Here is a 21,481-nt window from a genome sequence, read left to right as displayed (position 1 = left end):
CTTTTGGTGCTTTGTTATTCGATTTTATAATGGTGAATTGTCACTAAAGTTCAGGCATTAAAAATTAATGTGCAGTTGGTACATAAATTAATTAGTTATTTGTTAGTGTTGTCCTGTTTTATTTTTAACCATTTTTGGCATGTATCTTGATTAGTTTATTAATAATCATCTTGATTGTAGAAAGGCGTGGTTCATTAATAAATAAGGATAGTTGCAATGAATGAAAAAAATGATTTCCCTTTATCTGCTGTGCCAGTTGACCAGCGTAAAGGGTGGTGGTCAATGGCCTCCGTATTACTTGGTTTTACTTTTTTTACCGCAACCATGTGGGCAGGTGGCACACTTGGAAGTGCCTTTAACTTTGGGGAGTTAATTTGGATTATTGGCATTGGCAATCTTTTATTGGGGAGCTATGCGGCTGGGTTGGCTTATGTTGCCTATAAAACTGGTTTAAATACGGTATTGCTAGGGCGTTACTGTTTTGGTTCAAAGGGGTCTATGTTATCTGACTTTGTTTTAGGTTTTACGCAAATAGGTTGGTACGCATGGGGAACTGCAACGATTGCCATTATTATCGTGAAGCTATTAGCTTTGCCAGAAGGATTCACTATTCCACTAATGATATTGTTTGGATTTGGTTTTTGTATCACCGCGACTATTGGGTATCGAGGCATTGAGTTAATGTCTAAGGTATCGGTACCCGCCATGCTTATTTTTATCGCAATATCATTGTATAAAGGAATTATCGATGTGGGTGGCTTTGTCAGTTTAATTGGTATTGAACCAACCACTGAAATGTCGATTGGAGCAGCGATTACCTTGGTGTTTGGTACCTTTGTGAGTGGCGGCACACAAGCAACTAACTGGAGTCGTTTTTCTAGAAGCGGAAAAATTGCTGTGATCACAACATTGGCGGCCTTTTTCCTCGGAAATGGTTTAATGGTGTTTGTTGGGGCATTTGGTTCATTAATTTATCAACAGGCTGATATTGTTGATGTGTTAGTGGCTCAGGGCTTTATGCTGGTGGCAATTTTGATGTTATTTGCAAATATTTGGACTACGCAAGATAATACGATTTACAATTTTGCAGCGGCTGGTTGTAACTTATTACGTACCGATAAACGCCGTTTGATTACCATTGGTGGTGCATTTATTGGTACCTTGTTAGCTATATTTGGTATGTACAATATGCTTATTCCCTTCCTAATTTTGTTGGGGACTTTTATCCCGCCAATTGGGGCAATTATTATGACCGATTACTGGGTTAAATATAAATCAGCACCGCCTACATTAGAACAAGCCGTCATCCCGTCGTTTAATATGCAAGGTTTAGTGGCTTATGCTATCGGCTCTGCAGCTGCTTATTTTTCACCTTGGATTGCACCATTAGTCGGCATTGTTGTTTCGAGTGTGGCATACAGTATTTTTGTTTTTGCTTATTCTGCTGAAACGCACGTAGCAAAAGAGGCTTAATGTGCCATTAAAAATAAGTGAAATAACAGATATTCCCGGTTTAGAAGCTTTTCAACTTTGTACTGGAGATGTTGGCAGAAATAACAATGTTCGTTGGCCCTACGTTGCAGAAAACCGTGAAGTAGGGCCGTGGCTTTCTGGCGGCGAATTGATTTTTGTTACGGGAATTAATTTACAATATAGCATTGCTGACTACCAACGATTAATTGAAGAAGCACTTGAGTATCATGCGGCTGGTTTAGTTATTCTGATTGGGCCTGAGTTTATTCATGTTATTCCAGAAGCAGTATTAACCTTTGCTGAACAACATGATTTTCCTATTTTTGAGCAACCCTATTCTTTACCGATGGTGAAAGTTACCGAGCTTATTTGTAATCGCATTATTCAAATTGATTTAGCAGAACATTCGTTACGTTGGTTTTTAAATCAAGTCATTGAATCGCCTCGTGCCTTATCTTCCTTATTTTTACAGCGTGCATCTAAATTAAATTTAACTATCGATACACCATTAATGGTGGCACTTATTTTACCCTTGGATGAGAGTCAGATTGATTTAAGTGCATGGACTTATACCCTGAATCGATTACTCGAACCCTTTGATTGTCAGTTGCCGGTTTTAGAATATCAAGATGGTTGGTATTTATTTGTCGATAATAAAACGGAACGTGATGATGAACAGCAAATGCAATTATGGCGTGATATTAAAGTGTCACTAACGTCACAAGGCTTTCCTTGTGCATTGGGGATTAGTGATACAGCACAGGGAATCACTCAACTCGGGCTTGCTGCACAACAGGCGAAGCAGGCCGCACAATTTGCACGAAATAATGCAGGTAAAACTATGCTGCATTATAGTGAACTTGGGATTAATAAAATATTTATCGCAGTAGATAACCAGGCGTTACTCGCTGATTTTTGTCGCCAGCAATTAGGACCATTATTTGCAAATGAAACGACACAAGCTATACAAATAAAACAAACGTTAACAGCATATTTTGAAAACCTGTGCAGTGCGAGAAAAACGGCTGAATGCCTAGCGATACACCGAAATACACTGCAGCATCGTTTGCAAAAATTTGAACAAATAACACAACGAAAATTAAATATCGCACAACAAAGGTTATCAATACAAAACGCCTTAATAATGGAATCGCTGATTCTGGATGACAATAATAATGGAAAATAATGCAATGAAAATAATTAATGCTCGCTTACGTGGTGATGAACAGTTATTTACGCTACAAATTGAAGCTGGAAAATTTAGCCGTATCTCGCCCCAAGAAGGGATTTTATTTTCAGATCTGGAAAGTTATGATGCGAATGGCAACCTTTGCAGTGTCCCCTTTGTTGAACCTCATATTCATTTAGATGCTGCGTTGACGGCAGGGGAGCCAAATTGGAATATCAGTGGCACTTTATTTGAAGGTATTGAACGCTGGGCTGAGCGAAAGCCATTGCTCACGGAAGAAGATGTTCAAACACGAGCGTTAAAAACTATCGAATTATTAGTCGCTAATGGTGTTCAATTTATTCGCACGCACGTTGATGTTACTGATCCAAACTTAGTCGCACTAAAGGCATTGGTGAAAATAAGAGAACAAATTAAAGATAAACTTCATTTACAAATTGTGGCGTTTCCTCAGGAAGGGATTTTATCCTACCCCAATGGTAAAGGGTTAATGGAGCAGGCAATAAAAGAGGGCGCAGATGTGATTGGCGGTATTCCACATTTTGAATTTACACGTGAATACGGTGTAGAGTCGATGCGTTGGGTGATTGAATTAGCACAAAAGACCGGAAAATTAGTGGATGTTCATTGCGATGAAATTGATGATGGTGCAGCGCGTTTTTTAGAGGTGCTTGCAACGGCCGCACTTGAAGCGGGAATCGGTGAACGTGTTACGGCAAGTCACACCACAGCAATGCATTCCTATAACAATGCCTACTGCTCGAAGCTGTTCCGGTTACTTAAAATGTCGAAAATTAATTTTGTTTCTTGTCCAACTGAAAGCATGCATTTACAGGGGCGCTTTGATGGTTATCCCAAAGTACGTGGCATTACGCGAGTGAAAGAGATGCGGGAAGCCGGACTGAATGTTTGTTTAGCTGAAGATTCAATTCAAGATCCCTGGTATACATTAGGCAATGGGAAATTACTACGGGTGCTTGATTCTGCCATTCATAGTTGTCATATGATGGGGTACAACGAACTTGAAAACGGCTTAGATTTGATTACAAACAATGGTGCACGCACGCTACAAATAGAAGAGCAATACGGCATTGAAATCGGTAAACCGGCTAACTTTATTATTCTAGAAGGTGGTAATGATCTCGAAGTTATACAAAAACAAGGTGAAGTCTTGTTGTCGGTGAAAGAAGGGAATGTGTTACTTGAACGTAAACCAGCAGAAATATTAACGGGTCCAGTATTTGGTTAATATGAAATAATGTATGACCAATTTGGGGCAATGTATTTTCCACTACGTTATGAATAGGTAGCCGAAAAATTTTAAACGAATATGAAGTGTTTTTTCTTTCTCGGATGCTTATTGATTATCTCTCATCATCGCTTGTCTCCTGCTAGATAATGCAGGTAGGACTTGCTCCTGCCCGTATCAATAAATGCATGGTACTTCAAAGAAACTTACATCAGATTTTTACGGTAAGTTCTCACTTTGTAGAGATACCCAAGTATTTGCGTAAAATTTTTGCTTAAGATTATTGAGAACCCATGAAAAATAATCATAAACAGTGGTTATGCTTACGATTGATGAAAAGCAGCTAAGTAAGATACTTTTTTAGATTATATCTGGAAACAAAAGAGTTATTTTTTTGAGGAAAATTTTTTTACAGAGTTGTTTTGTAGGATTGATTGAGAATGTTGATGGGTGAGGTCTTCGTAACGTAAATACGTGTAAAAACCAATTAATCAAATTTGATAAAAAGAAGATAGCTAAGTTCAACTTGTATTATCAAATAGAATTTAGATGTATTTAATTTATGAATAATTAATTGCAGGTTAGATTTTTTATCATTTTAAATGACAAAAGCTTATTGAATTTAAAGTGATATTTGTCAGGTTATGAGTTTTTTGATCCTTTGAAAAATCTTTATTCTTATACAATTAGTGTTGTTATTCATTTTTATTAACAGATTTTTCTTCAGGTGAGTATAAAAATATGAATGCCTGCAATTAAGTTTCTGTGGAGTGTTCATTCTATACAATATTCCTTAACCTTCCGATTTACTACAAAGGTAAACTATGTTTAAAAAGCCTTCATTCAAAATAATAATATTAAGTATTTTTTTTATTGTAATTTCTTTAACCGTTGTAACTTCGTATTTCAGTGTTAATTATGTTATTGGTGATTATATTAATAAATCGGAAACACAAGCTATTAATAAACAACTTAACCTTGTGAAAGATAAGTTAGTTGAAGACATTAATAACAAAATAATCCTGGCCGATAATCTCAATTTCAGTTTTACCGGCGTGCAAAAAGTGAAAGAAAAGTCTGGTTTTCATTTTGTTGTAAAAGTAGTTCAAGATTATATTGTGACTTCTAGTGGGCCAGAAAATAATCCCGATAAGATTAAAGGTTATGTTGATGTTGTTAATGCAGCAAATGGGAAAATAGATATTAGTAATCTTTTTTATGAAGGAGAAGTACCATTAATTCGAATTACTATACCAAGAACAAAAGGAAACGCAGATATATTCTATGTTGATCTTAGTTCGACTCAAAAAATGTTAAGTAACTCTACCGTTGATGGAAGTTATATGGAATTGCTCGATTCTGTGGGAAATCAGTTATTTTCAAATGTCGAGCCTGGGGAATTGTTAGCATTGGAAAATGAAGTTGATGTTCAAGGTAAACCATGGAAATTAACTGGTTTTGTTAATCAAGAATTTATCCAGGGGCATACGGCTAAACTTAATCATGTTATTACGGTGGTATTATTGATTGCCATTATTATTATTATTCCAATTAGTATTATTGCTATTAATATCGCATTTAAGCCAATCGTATCGTTACATGGATTAGTTACAGATTTGGCGCAAGGTGAAGGTGATTTGACGCGTCGTTTGGAAGTGAAAAACAATGATCATCTCGGTAAAATAGCAGGTGGCATTAACTTGTTTACTGAAAAATTGCAGGGAATGATTCAGGATGTATCATTAGCTAGCCAGAAAATTGAGCATGAAATAAAACAAGTAAGCGATAAAACTGAGTCAAATCAACAATTACTTGATTCGTATGCTCAAGAAACGGATCTGGTTGTATCTGCAATTGCTGAGATGAGTTCCTCCGCAGATTCTGTAGCACAAAGTGCTGCATCTGCTGCAGAGTTAACCCAACAAGCGAATCATGAAGCAGATCAGTCTAAGGAGGTTGTATCCGAGGCTGTAAATAATGTCTCTGTTCTTGTTAATGAAGTTTCCGCAATGTCTGATTCTATCTCCGTTATGAGCAATGATACTGAAGAGATTGCTACAGTATTAAGTGTTATTGGAGATATTGCAGACCAAACTAATTTATTAGCATTAAATGCGGCCATAGAAGCAGCTAGAGCAGGGGAGCAGGGAAGAGGTTTTGCAGTTGTCGCTGATGAAGTACGAGCTCTAGCTTCAAGAACACAAAAAAGTACATCAGAAATTAATGATATGTTAGGTAAATTACGTAGTGGTAATAAATCTGTCGTTGAAGCGATGTCTTTAACACAAAGTCTTGGTTTAAAAGCGTCGGCAACGACTGAGAAAGTGACGGAATCCCTTGATACGGTGAGTAAATTTGTTAGTGAAATAAGTGTTATTACGGCTAATATTGCAACTTCTGCAGAGGAGCAAAGTTCAGTAAGTGAAGAAATTAGTCAAAATATGAAGACGATGCAGGAGGTCAGTCATAATATAAACCAAAATGGGCAAGAGACAGCTCAAAGTACATTACACCTTTCTGATTCAAATACGGAACTGATAGAAATTCTTAAACGTTTTAAAATATCTTAGCCATTTTTATTGGGTATTTAATCTAAATTTTGTAAGTTTAGATTAAATAGTGAAGAGTAAATAACTTGAGATCGGGTTAATGTCTTGCCATTAACCTTGTTTTCTCTGTCTCTGTCATATTTACAGAGGGCTTATTTTTTAAGGCAATAAGAGACCAATCCAGCTAATAAACCCTTTAACTTCAAATTAATTCAGTGAATCATATTTTTTGAGTTAGTTTATCAATTCTACCTAACCGTAATTAATCAACGCAGTAAAAGCGCGTTAAATAGAAATTCAACGCGCTAAAAATTTCTTCATATTAATACTTGCATGAATGCGCAAGTGATCATATATTAATCCAACTTAAAATTTAAAGAGTGATAATAGAAATATGGAAAAATTAATGATCGCACTAAATGAATTCATTCATGTTGGTGGTGCACTTGTTCTAATCATAGCTGTTGTGTCTGTCTTAACCGGTTTTATGCGTGAGTATATTCCGCAGGATAAATTACAAAAAAAATTAACAAAACATGAAAAGTGGGGGCCTGTATTCGCGGCCTTACTGGGTATGTTGACGCCATTTTGTAGTGCTTCAGTAGTGCCAGTTTCCATGGGAATGGCAAGTATGGGGATATCGTTAGGGACTGTAATGAGTTTTTTGATTTCAGCACCGCTTTGTAATTTTATTGTTTTAGCCATGCTTTATGTTGCCTTTGGCCTAAAAATAACGGCTTATTATCTTGTTATTACTTTAACGGCCGCTATTTTGGGGGGATGGATCATTAGTAAAACGCCTTGGCGCAATGAAATTAAACGTGAAGGAGAATTAAATAATAAAAAAACACAGCCAAGTTGCGCTGCATCTACAACGCCTTGTCACAGCGTATCTGAGCCAGCACCAAGCTGCGGCAGTACGAATAGCTGTAGCGAATCCGATGACACTCAGTGCGGTGTCGAAAGCACGCCGAGTAAGCAGGTAAGTGCTTTACGTTTTGCCATGGTTTTATTTAAGCGGATTATCCCTTATGTGTTACTTGGCGCATTAATCAGTGGTGTCTCGGCAGCTTATTTACCTTCAGAGTTAGTTGCTGAATATGTTGGTGGCGATAATGTATTTTCTATCATGATTGCTGCAATTATCGGCGTTCCACTCTATTTACGTATTGAAATGGCAATTCCTCTTCTTAAAGTTTTAATTGTTAAAGGAATGGGCATTGGACCTGCAATGGCACTTATTATTGGTGGAACGGGCGCAAGCCTTCCTGAAATTGCAATTGTTTCCTCTTTGCTTAAACCAAAAGCAGTTATAGCATTTGTTTCAATTGTATTAATAACAGCCATCATTGGCGGACTTTTATTTCAATATGTCATTTAAACATACTCATCGTTTATATTTGATTTTTGAAGTGTAAATTTTGCCATGACCTTAATGCGTGCTGCGCAATATTTTCATGGCTTTATGTTTGTTGAGGTAAGTATGAAAATTGGAATTTTACTTTGTGGAAATGTGCCGCACACGTTAATTGATCAATTTGGTGATTATGCAAGTTGTCTACAACGAAAGTTACATCTTAAGCGATATGGTGATGTATCGACGTGGAATGTGTTTGAAAAATCTGAATTGCCTAAAAATGATGACGAGTGCGATGTTTACATCATTGGTGGTAGCCCTGTTGGTGTAAATGATGATGTCGATTGGATCGATTCATTATCTCGGTTTATTCGTAACGCTTTTTATAATGGTAAAAAACTTTTTGGTATTTGTTTTGGACACCAAATAATTCACCACGCATTAGGTGGTGCAGTGGATAGATCCTATTTTGGCTGGGGAGTGGGGGCATATAGTGTGACATTTTCACAAGATTTCAATCAGGTAAAAATGGGAAAAACCATGTCATTGTTGTCTATGCATCAAGATCAAGTTGTTAAACCTGCTCATGGCTTTAATGTTGTTGCTGGAAATGATTTTTGCCCCAATTATATGACTAGATTTAAAAAACAGGTCTTAACTATTCAGGGGCACCCTGAGTTTCATTTTCATTTCTTTTTGGCTTTATTAAACCAGAGAAAAGACATTTTATCGCAACAAGAATCAAATGTTCACAGTGAAGAAGGCAATAGCGCGAAGGATAGCGATGACTTTATCCGAATAATGAATCAATTTCTTTTTGAACGGTAAGGGAGATATTTATGTTGTTCAGAAAGGTTGCTACTAAATTAAGTCAATTTTGTGCTTATAGTTATCTCTATAAGTTATTTATTAATAGAGGAAAATTAACCGATCAAGCTAAGGCTGGTCGAAATATTGCGTTACTGGGTCTCTTCTGTCCTTTTTTCTGGTTTTCTTTGGTTTCCGGTGCAAATTTATCTACAGTTTTGTTTCATGCTGCTCATTCAGGCATCGTTTTCTTAATGGGAATTGTTATAATGTTGGTCAGTTTTCAAAAGAATAAAGACAAATGAATAATGAACAATATATAGATGCCTTAAAGGCGTTGGCTGAGCCACATCGATTACGTTTATTTTGGTTATTAATACATGTTGATCAACGTATTACGGTGGCGGAGGCGATGGATGTCACGAAAGATACACAATATAATGTCTCTCGTAACCTAAAAATGCTTTATAAAGCCGGATTGCTGACTCAAGAAAAATGTGGAAAATGGGTTTACTATACCCTTGCAGAACAAAAGCGTCCTCATTGGTCTTTTATTGTAGAATCTGTACGTAGTCTTCCTTCCGAGCGCTTCTCCGATGTTTCCTCTCTGTGTATAAAACGGTTAGCAATGCGAGTCGATAATCAATGTGTAGTTGGCCCTAATAGTGACCAGTGGATCAATCAGCTTTTACTTGATAATAAAAAATAGATTTATATATCTATGGATTTTCATTGGCAAGTTAATGCGTTAAATGATTGTTTTATTTAGGGGGGGCGGAATCACAAGAACCCCCTTCGGAATTAATGATGAAGTTTAAAAACAAAAAGAGCGCAATCAATGCGCTCTTTTATTACTTTTTTTAATCAGGATTAATGATTAAAGTTCGATAGTTACGGCTTCACCGTCGATAACAAGCTCTAGCGTGTTACCCACTAATTTATGTGAGACTTCAGTTTTAGGACCATTGATTTTACTTGGTACTAATAGCGTTAAGATATTGTGTTCTTTCTTCGCTTTAAACTTAGCTTCAACATGACGATGAACTTCCATGTCTTTGTATTCAGCTGGGTCAACTTCACCAAAACCTTCTACATTTTCAATTGAAAGTAAGTCATTTGTACAATCGTTGATAAATGACACGTCTAATACGGCATTCTCGCCAATGATTTGGAAAGCATCTTTCGCTGTTTCAGTTTTGAATGTAGTGTGCAATAACCAAGTCAGATCTTGCTCTGATTTGAGTGTTGCAGTATCACGCATTACAAATACCTTACCTTTAGCAAACCAGATTTTACGTTTGTAAGATTCAAGATCTGGGGTGTGGAATTGGTATGAAGTTGATGCATCACCTTCAACAAATAACACGTCAGATTCTGTATCGTAATCGCTGATTTTACCGCCTGCTTCAATACAGTAACGATCTTGATGAATACCTTCAAATTTAGTGGTTGTGTTCTCTGCGTACTGACCTTTACCACCAAATAATGGTAGGTTTTTAGAGAAGGTACGACGACGCCATTTGATATGCATGTCAACACCGAAGCCACCGTAATAACCTGTGATTGCCGCTAATGTGTCTCCAAATGCATGTAATGTGTATGCGTTTTGGTCACCGTGTGAGTGGCTGATTGAACCAAATGGGCTACATTTGTAAATCATATGGATATGCTCTTCACGATTGGTCATATTGCTGTGGAATGCTGCCCAACCTGTGATTGGAAATACTTTTAGTAGCGGCTTGTTAGAAGGCGCAACTTCAGGCATATCGTTCCATAAGTAATCAAAACGTAGATCATCGTAACCAAAGTCCCACCAACCGAAGTTGTAGAATTTTGTATGTGCTTCAGTATCACGTGCTTTTAATTGGTTGTAGTACCAAATGTATTCAGGTTTGTTGTTGACGCCAGCAAAGTGTTTGATGTTATAAGCAAGTTTTAGACCTGGGAAGTCACCAATACTTGATTGGTCACAGAAGCTTGCACGACGAGAATGAACAGGCATACAGTAAAGCGGGAAGTCACCTGTATTTTTGTAGAACTCTTTATTGAACATATTGATATTGGTGTAGCTTTTTAGTAGATCAAAAGACTCACCTAGGAATGCCATTTGTGTGTTCCAGTAATCTGGACCTTCCGCCCACGCACCGTCTTTGCCGCCCCATGGTGGGTAATGTACTGCATAGTATTCGATGCCGTATTCGATGTATTCACGTGCTTTAGGGTATTCATTGTATAACGCGATACAAGTAGGAATAACCGCAGAACTGATACTACGAACACCGTGGCTGTTTAGTGGGTTTGCTAATAAATCAACTGTCACTTTTAAATGATGCATGATTTCTTCTAAGCGCACGATCAGTGCTTTTTTCACTGTTTCACGTTCTTCATCTGAGAAGTAAGCATGTAGCCAGTCATAACCCCAAGCCATTGCAGCGATAACACGGAAAGCGGCTTCATCATTATAACCACGAGATGTAACACCTTCTGGATCGTAAGAAGCGAGTTGTAATGTCCAAGCTTTAGCTTTTGCGATAATAGCTTCGTCTTCTAACACAATACCTGCGATTGAAAGGTTACGTGTCGCATTGAATGCTTCTTGACAGCTAACGTACATTTGACGCCAGTAAGGACGCCATAATGAAGCTTTACCAACGGTTTCTTCTGGGTAAGCTTTAGGCTCTGCATAAGGGGCTACATCTAAGAACTTGTTTGTAGAGTTGTTCATGAAAGCATCAAATTTACAGTAGCCTGGGTCATTTTTTAGGTTTGCTTTGAATGCAGGAAGATCTTTGCTTTGAACCAATAGGCGAGGATGCTCGACGCTTAAGTTATCAAGGAAAGTAAGATCGATTTTAGCTGTTTCAACTTTAACTGGCATCACATCAATAAGATTACCGGCAGATTTGTCGTTTTCTAACTTAATGGCTTTGATAGCGTCAAAAGATTTATCTTTAGTCATTACATTTCTCATATTTTGATTAAACAATATTCGCCTAATATAGCGATTCGCTGGAATTCCTTTCTGATAGAAGGGCGATATGACAACGTGATTTCATATTGGCTACCAACCTTTACAGCTATTCAATGATAGTTGCTTAGGATTTTCTAACAGTGGTTAGTTTACTCGCTAATTGTAACACAAATAAAAAGCCATATTTATTGACTTACGCACATAGATGCAATAAAAAATGATTAATATTTCTTATATAAAAAGCTATTTTTCATTAATTAACAAACAAAACCGAGTGTATTTTAGGCTTTGTTTGTTAATTATTGATTTAAATGGTGGGGTTAAGTGAACATTAGAACAGATTGTTTATTGGTTATTGTCATACTTTATACTGGCTAGTTTTTGAATATGTTGGGGAGAAACACCACAACATCCGCCAATAATAGAAGCACCTGCTTGTAACCAAGTTTTTGCAAATTGGCTGTATTTTTCGACTGATACATCTGCTCTAATTTTAGTGACGCCATTATTAGCTTGATGGTGTTCATCAATAGGTGGAAAATTATTTGCGTAAACCCCCAAGAGAATATGTTTACCGTCGGTTAAATCGTTCAATGCTTCCTTCGCACTTATTAATGCAGATTCCATTACTTCGACACAACTACAATTAAATAAAATAGCGGATACATTTTGTCCTGCAATTTGGGTTACTGCATCGTAGACGGTTTCACCTGAACGCAATACAGAGACATCAGTTTGATTGTCTTTGACGGTAAATGATATCCACGTTGATTTTTGAGTTGGTGCGGTAAGATCTTTAATTAATTTTGCTTCTGCAATCGATGAAATTGTCTCTGCTAACCAAAAGTCGACGTCATTGCGTTGTTGCTGTATGTGCAGGTCAATAATAGGTTGAGCTTGCTGTGTAGAAAATAAGTCTGGTCGGTATGATCCTAAAACCGGGGGAATGCAGCCCGCAACTTGTATATCTTCATTATCTTTAATACAGGTTCGTGCAAGTTGAGCAGCTTGTTTTATTAATGCCGCGCCTCGCTCGTCATAGCGTTGTTGACCAATATGGAATGGGACTAATGCATAGGTATTGGTGGTTATCACTTCTGCACCGGCATCGATAAAGTTACGATGCGCTTGAGAGATAAATTCAGGTGAGTCCATTAATGCTTGTGCAGACCATTCTGGTTGTTTAAAAGGTGCGCCAAGACTTTCAAGTTCTCGACCCATACCGCCATCAAGAATAATTGGGAATTTAGAGATTGATTTCATTATTAGTTGTATTCTTTATTTAGATTGATTGGTTAACGTTTGTAAAAAATCATCGTTTAGAATACCTTCCTTAGTGATATTAAACGCAATAAATCCTTTTGGATCAATTTTACTCGTCAATTGATAGTGAATATCTTCATTTGTATGTCGACTTAAATAGGTTACTAGCTTATATAAAGAAAATAAATCGATAGTTGATTGAATGTCAACGGGCGTTTCACCATAGGCAAGTAATGTTGGTATTTGATTCGACACACCCGTTAAGACTTTTTCCCCTGCTATATCCAACACAAAGCTGACACCTTGTATTTCTAATGCCTGTGGATTTGGATTAGAAATTAATAATTGAATGTTAAACCGTGGTGATAATCCCTGTGAAGAAGTAGGACTTATTTTGGTCAATGTTACGTCTAAATTTTGTAAGTTATTAAGGTTGGTACAACCCGATAATAGTGCGAAGAGAGACAACAAACAAATTCTGATAAATGACATATTTACAGTCCTATATTAAATTTTCGATAAAATTAGTGATTAATATACTTTTATTTCTATAATATAAGAATATATTACTCTTTGTTATTAAAAGGTTTTTTAGTATTTACTCTACTTTATTTATATTCACCTGATAATTTTGTGGATTAAAGCTCTGTACTTTTTTATAACAAAACGTTAACATCCTTTCGGAGCTGTCTAATATAAGTCAATTTGATAAATAAATATACCGTATAAAGGATTATTTACGCCTCTCATTTTGGTTATTTAGCAGGCAATAAATTTTAAAAGTATTATCTACTTTATATTAAAGGAATAATTATGGAAATTGATGTAGAACAATTGATGAATACAGCATTAAATCTTGCTGTACTTTACGGACCTAAATTAATCGGTGCGATTGTTGTTTGGGTTATTGGTAGTTGGGTAATTAAGCTATTGGTTAAAGGCTTTGGGAAAGTTGTCGATAAAAGTAAATTAGACGCTTCTTTAAAACCTTTTCTAAGTAGTTTGATTGGAACATTACTTAAAGTGATGTTAGCTATTTCTGTGCTTGGTATGCTAAGTATTGAAATGACATCGTTTGTTGCAATTTTAGCATCTGCTGGTTTAGCTGTTGGTATGGCTTTATCTGGCACATTACAGAACTTTGCTGGTGGCGTGATGATTCTTATCTTCAAACCTTTCAAAGTTGGTGATTTTATCGATGCACAGGGTCATGCAGGTACAGTTAAAGAAATCCAAATCTTCAACACAATCCTAAAAACAGGCGATAATAAAACAATTATCCTACCTAATGCAGGGTTATCTTCTGGTTCTATGGTTAACTTTTCAACTGAAGATACTCGTCGTGTAGATTGGACTGTTGGTGTTGGCTACGGTGACGATTTAGATGTTGCTCGTGCTGCGATTAAAGCACTATGTGATGCGGATACACGTATCTCTACTGAAAAACCTGTTGTTATCGCTGTTGCTGCACTCGCTGATAGCTCAGTTAACTTCACGGTGCGTGCTTGGGTTAAAGCACCTGATTACTGGGGTGTATTCTTCGATATGAATGAAAACATCTACAAAACATTCCCTGGTCATGGTCTTAATATTCCATACCCACAAATGGATGTACACGTTCATAAATAAATTTATGAAGTAAGTGATAATATCATTAAGAGCCAAGGTGAATGCCTTGGCTTTTTTGTTTCTGGATATTAAATAAAATAGGCTAAATAATCAGTGGTACAAATCGAAGTATTATCAAAAAGGGGTTATCGGTTTCGATTGTATTATACCAATCGTAATAATTAGCTGATCTATTTTGCTGGTTAAAATAGTTTATTTTTTTGTTGAAAGTTTCGTTAAGGGAACAACCATTTACATCAACTTTCTCCTCAAACTAAACCATTTTTCCAGAGCAAAATTTAGGTCACATATTTAATACAATTGGTATTAAAACAAGATCAGCGCAGTGGATATTTTAACCAATTCATCTAATCATCCTCATGGGATGCAAGTACGCTTAGAAAGCGGGACGGTCTAGCGCGTTAAAGTGATTAATAAGTAGAATGGCCTCGGATATAGACTATCCGAGGCCATTAGCATTAAGAAATACGTTTATATTTTATGCGATGTGGTTCGATTGCCGCAGAACCCAAGGTTTTCTTCAACCATGCTTCGTAATCAGTAAAGTTACCTTCATAAAAGTTAACTTGTCCTTCATCGCGGTAATCAATGATATGCGTAGCAATGCGGTCTAAGAACCAACGGTCATGGGAAATAACCATGGCACAACCTGCAAAACCAAGTAGGGCATCTTCAAGTGCACGTAATGTTTCGATATCAAGGTCATTGGTTGGTTCATCGAGTAGTAATAGGTTACCGCCAGATTTAAGCAATTTAGCTAAATGTAAACGACCACGCTCACCCCCTGATAAATCACCGACTATTTTTGATTGATCCGAACCTTTAAAGTTAAATCGCCCCAAATAAGCACGACTCGGAATTTCAATATTGCCCACTTGAATAATATCGCTTCCTCCGGATACTTCTTGGAAAACACTGACTTTATCATCCATATGATCACGGAACTGATCAACGCTAGCCATTTGAACCGTTTCACCGATTTTAATTTCGCCAGAATCAGGTTTTTCAACACCAGATAACATTTTGAATAGCGTTGATTTACCTGCCCCGTTGGCACCGATAATGCCGACAATGGCGCCTTTCGGTATGCTAAAACTTAAATCATCGATTAATACGCGACCATCGAATGATTTTGTTAGGTTGGTGACATCAACGACTTGATCGCCCAAACGTTGTCCAGTGGGTATAAACAATTCATTGGTTTCGTTACGTTTTTGGAAATCTTGGTTATTTAATTCTTCAAAGCGAGATAAACGCGCTTTACTTTTAGATTGACGTCCCTTCGCATTCGAACGCACCCATTCTAACTCTTGTTCTATTTGACGTTGACGTGCTTTTTCTTGCGATGCTTCTTGTTTTAAACGTGCATCTTTTTGTTCAAGCCAGGATGAATAGTTACCTTCCCATGGAATACCGTAACCACGGTCTAACTCTAAAATCCAACCTGCTACATTATCAAGGAAGTAACGGTCATGGGTAATAGCGACAACGGTACCTTCGTAGTCATGTAAGAATCGTTCTAACCAAGCAACAGATTCTGCATCTAAGTGGTTGGTTGGTTCGTCGAGTAGCAGCATATCCGGTTTTTCAAGTAATAAGCGACATAGTGCAACTCGGCGTCGTTCACCACCCGATAAGACCTTAACAGGTTGATCCCAAGGAGGAAGGCGTAAAGCATCTGCTGCACGTTCTAATTGATTGTCCAGATTATGGCCATCATGGGCTTGGATAATATCTTCTAATTCACCCTGACGTTTTGCGAGTGCGTCAAAATCAGCCCCTTCTTCAGCGTAATCAGCATACACTTTATCAAGTTCAGTTAGGGCATTTTTGACTTCACTGACGGCTTCCTCAACCACTTCACGAACATTTTTTTCTAAATCTAATACGGGTTCCTGTTGTAGATAACCGATTTTAGTGCCAGATAAAGCCTGTGCATCGCCTTCAAATTCCGTATCAACACCGGCCATAATACGTAACAGAGTTGATTTACCCGCACCATTGAGACCTAAAACACCAATTTTTGCACCGGGGAAGAAACTGAGGGAAATATCTTTTAAAATTGTACGTTTGGGAGGGACAACTTTACTGACTCGATTCATCGAAAAAATGAATTTATCTGGTAATGGCGCAGCCATGGAGGATCCTTATAGTGAATAAATGATGTTTGCTATTGTAGGGGGAGCCATAGTAAACATCAATAAGGGGAGTAACTGATTTTCATATTTGTTAGTGGTTATATAAAAACCAGTTTGTATTAGATAAATGTAAGGAAGAGTGATGCCTTAACAGCTTCTTTGGAAGAAGACGATTATTCAGCTAGTTTACTTTTAAGACGATTTTGAACAACTTCGACTAATAAGTCTGGTTGAAATTTAGAAAGAAATTCATCACAGCCTACTTTTTTGACCATGGCTTTATTAAATTCTCCACTCAAGGAAGTATTTAATACGATAAATAAATCAGCCATACGTGGATCATGACGAATTTCATCGGTTAATTTATAGCCATCCATTTCCGGCATCTCCGCATCGGTAATCAGCATTAATATTTCATCGGTCACTGTTTTACCTTGGTCAGCCCAATTTTTTAAAATAGATAATGCTTCTTTGCCATTTTTAGCGGTTACAATCTCGATACCCAATTGTGTTAAGGTACTTGCAACTTGATTTCTTGCTGTCGGTGAGTCATCGGCATGCAGTATTTTTCTACCAACAAATTCTGATAGAATATTTTGATCGACAATACCCTCTGAAATATCTACTTTATACTCAATAATATCGGCCAGTACTTTTTCTACATCGATGATTTCAACTAACTCTTCTTTATCTTTTTCCTTAAGCTTAGTAATTGCTGTTAAATAGTGCTGACGGCCAATTGTTGAAGGGGGGGCCATAATTTCATCCCAGGTCATATTAACAATATGCTCAACTTTACCGACTAAAAAACCTTGTATACTGCGATTGTATTCAGTGATGATTAGGTTGGATTCATGATCAGGCTGCAGTGGTTGTAATCCGATAGCCGCTTTTAAATTGATGACCGGAATTGATTCACCACGAATCGTCGCGACGCCATCAATATGCATATGAGAGTTAGGGAGCTTGCTTAATGTTGGTAGTTTGACCACTTCTTTTACTTTAAATACATTTAATGCAAATAATTGTCGACCGGTAAGGTGGAATAATAATAGTTCTAAACGATTTTCACCGACTAAGTTAGTACGCTGATTAACCGTATCGAGTAAGTTAGACATATTGTTATCCCTTTTATAAATGTGTTGTGCATGGTTTTAACTATTTAGTTTATATCAAACTGAGCATTATATTTAATTAAACACATTTTTATTTGTTTTGTGTTGGTTGATTATTAAACGACCGGTCCAATTTGTAGGTTTCACCTATCCATTTTATCGAGTAGATCGCAATAATTATTAACATTTTCTTGCATGATGTTAAATATGTTAATTTTATAAGATAAAAAAATGACAATAAAGTGCATTGTTTTAACTCACAAATCCATCAAAAATATGTTATAAAGATGATCTTTAATAAGACACTGTCATTCGCATAGAAAAGTCTTATTGAGTTGAGCACCAGTCAACATTCTTTCTTCAAATATAACCACTAAATAAGGTAGATAAATGGGCGCAGAACCATCTCAAATGATTAATCGACAACGTTATCAACTTGTTACCGAGGGAAAGGTTGATGCGTGGTTAAGCGAAGATGTGGTCATTAGTGAAGAGCCTTTGAATATTGTATTGCACTGGACGGATCAAAAAACAGGTGAAGCGCTTGAAAAAACCTTTATGGTCACCATGAGAACCCCCGGAAAAGATGAATTTTTAGTAACTGGATTATTACTTTCCTACGCAATTATTAGCCATGCAGCACAAATTGAATCGATTACCACATCTGAATTTAATCAATGTGATATCACACTTTCACAATCAGTCGTTTTAGACTGGAAATCATTAACGCGTCAATTTGTCAGTCATTCTGGCTGCGGTATTTGTGGTGCAAATAATGTTAAAAAACTCGCCAATACATTTAATGTCAGGATAGATGAAACAGCGCATTGGCTTCCTTTTGAAACACTGCTTACTTTCCCAGATAAATTAAGACAACAACAATCGTTATTCTCAACCACGGGCGGGGTGCACAGCGCCGGTATTTTTAATTTGAATAAATGTTTGTCTGTGCATGAAGATGTTGGCCGCCATAATGCGGTTGATAAAGTCGTCGGTGATGTACTTGGCCGAGGCGAAATAGGTAAAAAAAATATTCTGATGTTAAGCGGGCGTATCAGTTTTGAATTGATGCAAAAGGCCGTGGCCGCAAAAATACCCGTTGTGGTGGCTATTGGCGCACCATCTAGCTTAGCAATCGAAGTGGCAAAACAATTCAATATTACCTTAATAGGGTTTGTGAGTAATCGGACTTGCAATGTCTATCACGGTAATTTTCGTTTAAGTAAAGAACACACAACCAAAACCAATAGGTAGGCTTTCATGACTATTAAAAAATATAAGGGCGCTGCAGGCGGATGGGGTTCCCTAGCAAGTACGGCAAAACATATCCTACATAGTGAAAATGTAGCGAAAAACGTGAGGAATTTACTTAAAACTAATCAAGACCAAGGTTTTGATTGTCCTGGTTGTGCGTGGGGCGAAGAAGATAAAAATGACCGTTTCCGTTTTTGTGAAAATGGTGCAAAGGCGGTTAATTGGGAAGCAACTTCTCGTCGATTAACTCCCGAGTTTTTTGCTGCGCATTCGGTAAATTCATTACGTAAGCAAACGGATTACTTTTTAGAAGATCAAGGCCGCCTTTCTGATCCTATGTCATACAATGCGGAAACTGATAAATATGAGGCCATTAGTTGGGACGATGCCTATGCACTGATTGCCAAGCACCTGAATGGGTTGGACAGTCCACATCAAGCAGAGTTTTATACCTCTGGTCGTGCAAGTAATGAAGCGGCTTTTGTGTATCAATTGTTTGTCCGTAAATTTGGTACCAATAATTTCCCTGACTGTTCAAATATGTGCCATGAAGCCAGTGGTTATGCCCTAGGTCAGGCGCTTGGTGTCGGCAAGGGTACGGTTACCATGGAAGACTTTAAACACGCAGATGCTATTTTTATTTTTGGTCAGAATCCAGGAACGAATCATCCGCGTATGCTGCATACTTTGCTGCATGCTGCTGATCGTGGTGCACGTATTGTTAGTTTTAACACCTTGAAAGAGCGTGGTTTACAACGTTTTGCAAACCCTCAAAATCCTATTGATATGGTATTCGGTACAGATACAAAATTAAGTAGTCAATATTTTACACCTAACCTTGGTGGTGATATGGCGGCAGTGCGCGGTATGGTTAAAATCTTACTTGAGCGTCATGAACAGGCCTTATTAAAAGACCAGCATGTCTTTGATGTTGATTTTATTGCCGAACATACTAGTGGTTTAGAAACGTACCTTGAACAAGTAAGACAAACACCCTGGGATTTAATTATTAGCCAGTCAGGGTTGTCGATGGAAGAAATAACAGCAGCTGCGGATGTTTATCAAGCTGCAAAAAGTGTCATTGTTACCTGGGCAATGGGCGTGACGCAGCATAAACATTCGGTGCCGACGATTAATGAATTAACTAATCTTCAATTGTTGTTTGGTAATGTAGGTAAACCAGGGGCGGGTTTATGCCCTGTTCGCGGACATTCTAATGTTCAAGGCGATCGAACCATGGGGATTAATGAAAAACCCAATAAAGCTTTTTTAGATAGCATTGAAAAAAACTTTCATTTTACACCTTACGTTGAAGAAGGGCATAACGCGGTGCAAGCCGTTGAAGCGATGCTACGCGGAGAAAGTAAAGTATTTATTGGTTTAGGTGGGAATTTTGTAACAGCGATGCCCGATACTAAAGTGACTCAACAAGCGATGAGTCAATGTGATTTAACGGTTAATATTGCAACAAAACTAAATCGAACTCACTTATACCCTGGTAAAGCGGCATTAATATTGCCTTGTTTGGGCCGAACAGATATTGATATGCAGGCGGGCAATTTACAACGTATCACCGTAGAAGATTCTTTCTCGATGGTACATGCCTCTCAAGGTGTCGTAAAAAGTGATATCAGACAAATGCGTTCTGAGCCTGCTATTCTCGCTCAAATTGCAAAGGCAACATTGGGTGATACCCCAGTCAATTGGCAAGAGTTGATTGATGATTACGGAAAAATCCGCGAGTTAATTACTAAAACCATTCCCGGTTTTGATGATATGAATAAACGCATTGAAGGTGCGGGTGGTTTTTATTTAGGCAATGCCGCAGGGCGTCGCGAATGGAATACAACGGATAATAAAGCACAATTTCATAGTTATCCTTTGCCCGACGCTATTGTTCAAGCATCACAGCGTGCATTAACCAATAACCGTATTTTTGTCCTACAGACATTGCGCTCTCATGATCAGTACAATACGACTATTTATGGCTTTAGTGACCGTTATCGTGGGTTAAGTGGTGATCGTAATATTATTCTTTTAAATGAAGACGATATTAGTGCACTGGGCATGAAATCCGGTGATAAAGTGGATATTGAAGCATTATGGGGAGATGAGGTGATACGAAAAGTGACTAACTTTACCCTTATTGGTTATGATATTCCGAAGGGCAACGCAGCTGCTTATTATCCTGAAACTAATCCATTAGTTGCATTGGGAAATTATGGCGATTATACCTTCACACCTAATTCTAAATCTATTGCGATTGTTATTACGCCTGCAGAGGATTTGGCGTTAGAGCGTATTATTTAATTCTTGTTCAATAAAAGCACTGATCAAATGGTAATAAGTCCTTAGGATTTATTACCATTATTTTTTTTCAAGTTAACCGTCGATATATTTCACACGATTTAGGCTATGCAATAGCGCAAAGTTTGCGTAAAATGCGGAGCATCAATGGAGTTATTTGAATTTACCATTCCTACCAGG

At 37.4% G+C, this 21,481-nt stretch carries 16 protein-coding genes and 1 pseudogene; 12 read left to right on the top strand and 5 right to left on the bottom strand.

Translation table 11 applies throughout. The annotated features are described in order from the left end of the window. The first annotated feature begins 216 nt into the window (after nt 1-216). The 8 genes from codB to ACR30L_RS12645 all read left to right on the top strand — a co-directional run bounded on the left by codB (nt 217) and on the right by ACR30L_RS12645 (nt 9,333). On the top strand, nt 217-1,473 hold the full coding sequence (gene codB, locus ACR30L_RS12680) for a cytosine permease (RefSeq protein ID WP_435234622.1): 1,257 nt from the start codon (nt 217-219) through the stop codon (nt 1,471-1,473). A gap of 1 nt (nt 1,474) precedes the next feature. Then, on the top strand, nt 1,475-2,659 hold the full coding sequence (locus ACR30L_RS12675) for a PucR family transcriptional regulator (RefSeq protein ID WP_435234621.1): 1,185 nt from the start codon (nt 1,475-1,477) through the stop codon (nt 2,657-2,659). A 4-nt stretch (nt 2,660-2,663) separates the two neighbouring features. Beyond that, a complete protein-coding gene (codA, locus tag ACR30L_RS12670) occupies nt 2,664-3,911 on the top strand; it encodes a cytosine deaminase (protein ID WP_435234620.1) in 1,248 nt (415 codons plus the stop codon). 824 nt (nt 3,912-4,735) lie between these two features. After that, entirely contained in the window at nt 4,736-6,481 is a 1,746-nt protein-coding gene (locus ACR30L_RS12665; RefSeq protein WP_435234619.1) for a methyl-accepting chemotaxis protein, read from the top strand. Nucleotides 6,482-6,854: 373 nt separating this feature from the next. Then, nucleotides 6,855-7,841, top strand: a complete 987-nt coding sequence (locus ACR30L_RS12660) for a permease (protein ID WP_435234618.1) — start codon at nt 6,855-6,857, stop codon at nt 7,839-7,841. A 102-nt stretch (nt 7,842-7,943) separates the two neighbouring features. After that, nucleotides 7,944-8,645: a type 1 glutamine amidotransferase gene (locus ACR30L_RS12655; protein WP_435234617.1), complete on the top strand. Its 702-nt coding sequence runs from the start codon at nt 7,944-7,946 to the stop codon at nt 8,643-8,645. 11 nt (nt 8,646-8,656) lie between these two features. Continuing rightward, nucleotides 8,657-8,929, top strand: coding sequence for a hypothetical protein (locus ACR30L_RS12650; protein WP_435234616.1), 273 nt, complete (start codon nt 8,657-8,659; stop codon nt 8,927-8,929). Continuing rightward, nucleotides 8,926-9,333, top strand: coding sequence for an ArsR/SmtB family transcription factor (locus tag ACR30L_RS12645; protein WP_435234615.1), 408 nt, complete (start codon nt 8,926-8,928; stop codon nt 9,331-9,333). Before ACR30L_RS12650 ends, ACR30L_RS12645 begins: the two co-directional genes overlap by 4 nt. Before the next feature lie 168 nt (nt 9,334-9,501). Here ACR30L_RS12645 and ACR30L_RS12640 read toward each other — a convergent pair whose 3' ends face one another. From ACR30L_RS12640 to ACR30L_RS12630, 3 genes are all read right to left on the bottom strand, one after another. Next, nucleotides 9,502-11,583 carry a DUF4962 domain-containing protein gene (locus tag ACR30L_RS12640; RefSeq protein WP_435234614.1) on the bottom strand — a complete coding sequence of 694 codons (2,082 nt, stop codon included), beginning with the start codon at nt 11,581-11,583 and terminating at the stop codon, nt 9,502-9,504. A 357-nt stretch (nt 11,584-11,940) separates the two neighbouring features. After that, a complete protein-coding gene (locus tag ACR30L_RS12635; RefSeq protein ID WP_435234613.1) occupies nt 11,941-12,858 on the bottom strand; it encodes a homocysteine S-methyltransferase family protein in 918 nt (305 codons plus the stop codon). Nucleotides 12,859-12,873: 15 nt separating this feature from the next. Next, entirely contained in the window at nt 12,874-13,350 is a 477-nt protein-coding gene (locus ACR30L_RS12630) for an LEA type 2 family protein (protein WP_435234612.1), read from the bottom strand. A 321-nt stretch (nt 13,351-13,671) separates the two neighbouring features. Between ACR30L_RS12630 and ACR30L_RS12625 the strand changes: the two genes are divergently transcribed. Further along, nucleotides 13,672-14,487, top strand: a complete 816-nt coding sequence (locus ACR30L_RS12625; protein ID WP_435234611.1) for a mechanosensitive ion channel family protein — start codon at nt 13,672-13,674, stop codon at nt 14,485-14,487. Nucleotides 14,488-14,781: 294 nt separating this feature from the next. Then, nucleotides 14,782-14,884 (top strand): annotated as a pseudogene (locus tag ACR30L_RS12620) (DUF2196 domain-containing protein). Nucleotides 14,885-14,945: 61 nt separating this feature from the next. Here the strand turns inward: ACR30L_RS12620 and ettA are convergent. Together ettA and ACR30L_RS12610 are read right to left on the bottom strand one after the other, a co-directional pair. Then, nucleotides 14,946-16,625 carry an energy-dependent translational throttle protein EttA gene (gene ettA, locus ACR30L_RS12615; protein ID WP_435234610.1) on the bottom strand — a complete coding sequence of 560 codons (1,680 nt, stop codon included), beginning with the start codon at nt 16,623-16,625 and terminating at the stop codon, nt 14,946-14,948. Between the two features lie 173 nt (nt 16,626-16,798). Then, nucleotides 16,799-17,743 (bottom strand): chemotaxis protein CheV, encoded by a 945-nt coding sequence (locus ACR30L_RS12610; RefSeq protein ID WP_435234609.1) that lies wholly within the window; start codon nt 17,741-17,743, stop codon nt 16,799-16,801. Between the two features lie 387 nt (nt 17,744-18,130). Between ACR30L_RS12610 and fdhD the strand changes: the two genes are divergently transcribed. Beyond that, on the top strand, nt 18,131-18,994 hold the full coding sequence (gene fdhD / locus ACR30L_RS12605) for a formate dehydrogenase accessory sulfurtransferase FdhD (RefSeq protein WP_435234608.1): 864 nt from the start codon (nt 18,131-18,133) through the stop codon (nt 18,992-18,994). Nucleotides 18,995-19,000: 6 nt separating this feature from the next. Then, nucleotides 19,001-21,304, top strand: coding sequence for an FdhF/YdeP family oxidoreductase (locus ACR30L_RS12600; protein ID WP_435234607.1), 2,304 nt, complete (start codon nt 19,001-19,003; stop codon nt 21,302-21,304). Nucleotides 21,305-21,481 lie beyond the last annotated feature (177 nt).

The organism is Psychromonas saccharinae, from assembly GCF_051201515.1.
Classification (GTDB): domain Bacteria; phylum Pseudomonadota; class Gammaproteobacteria; order Enterobacterales; family Psychromonadaceae; genus Psychromonas.
This window is presented reverse-complemented; position numbering and strand designations above follow the sequence as displayed.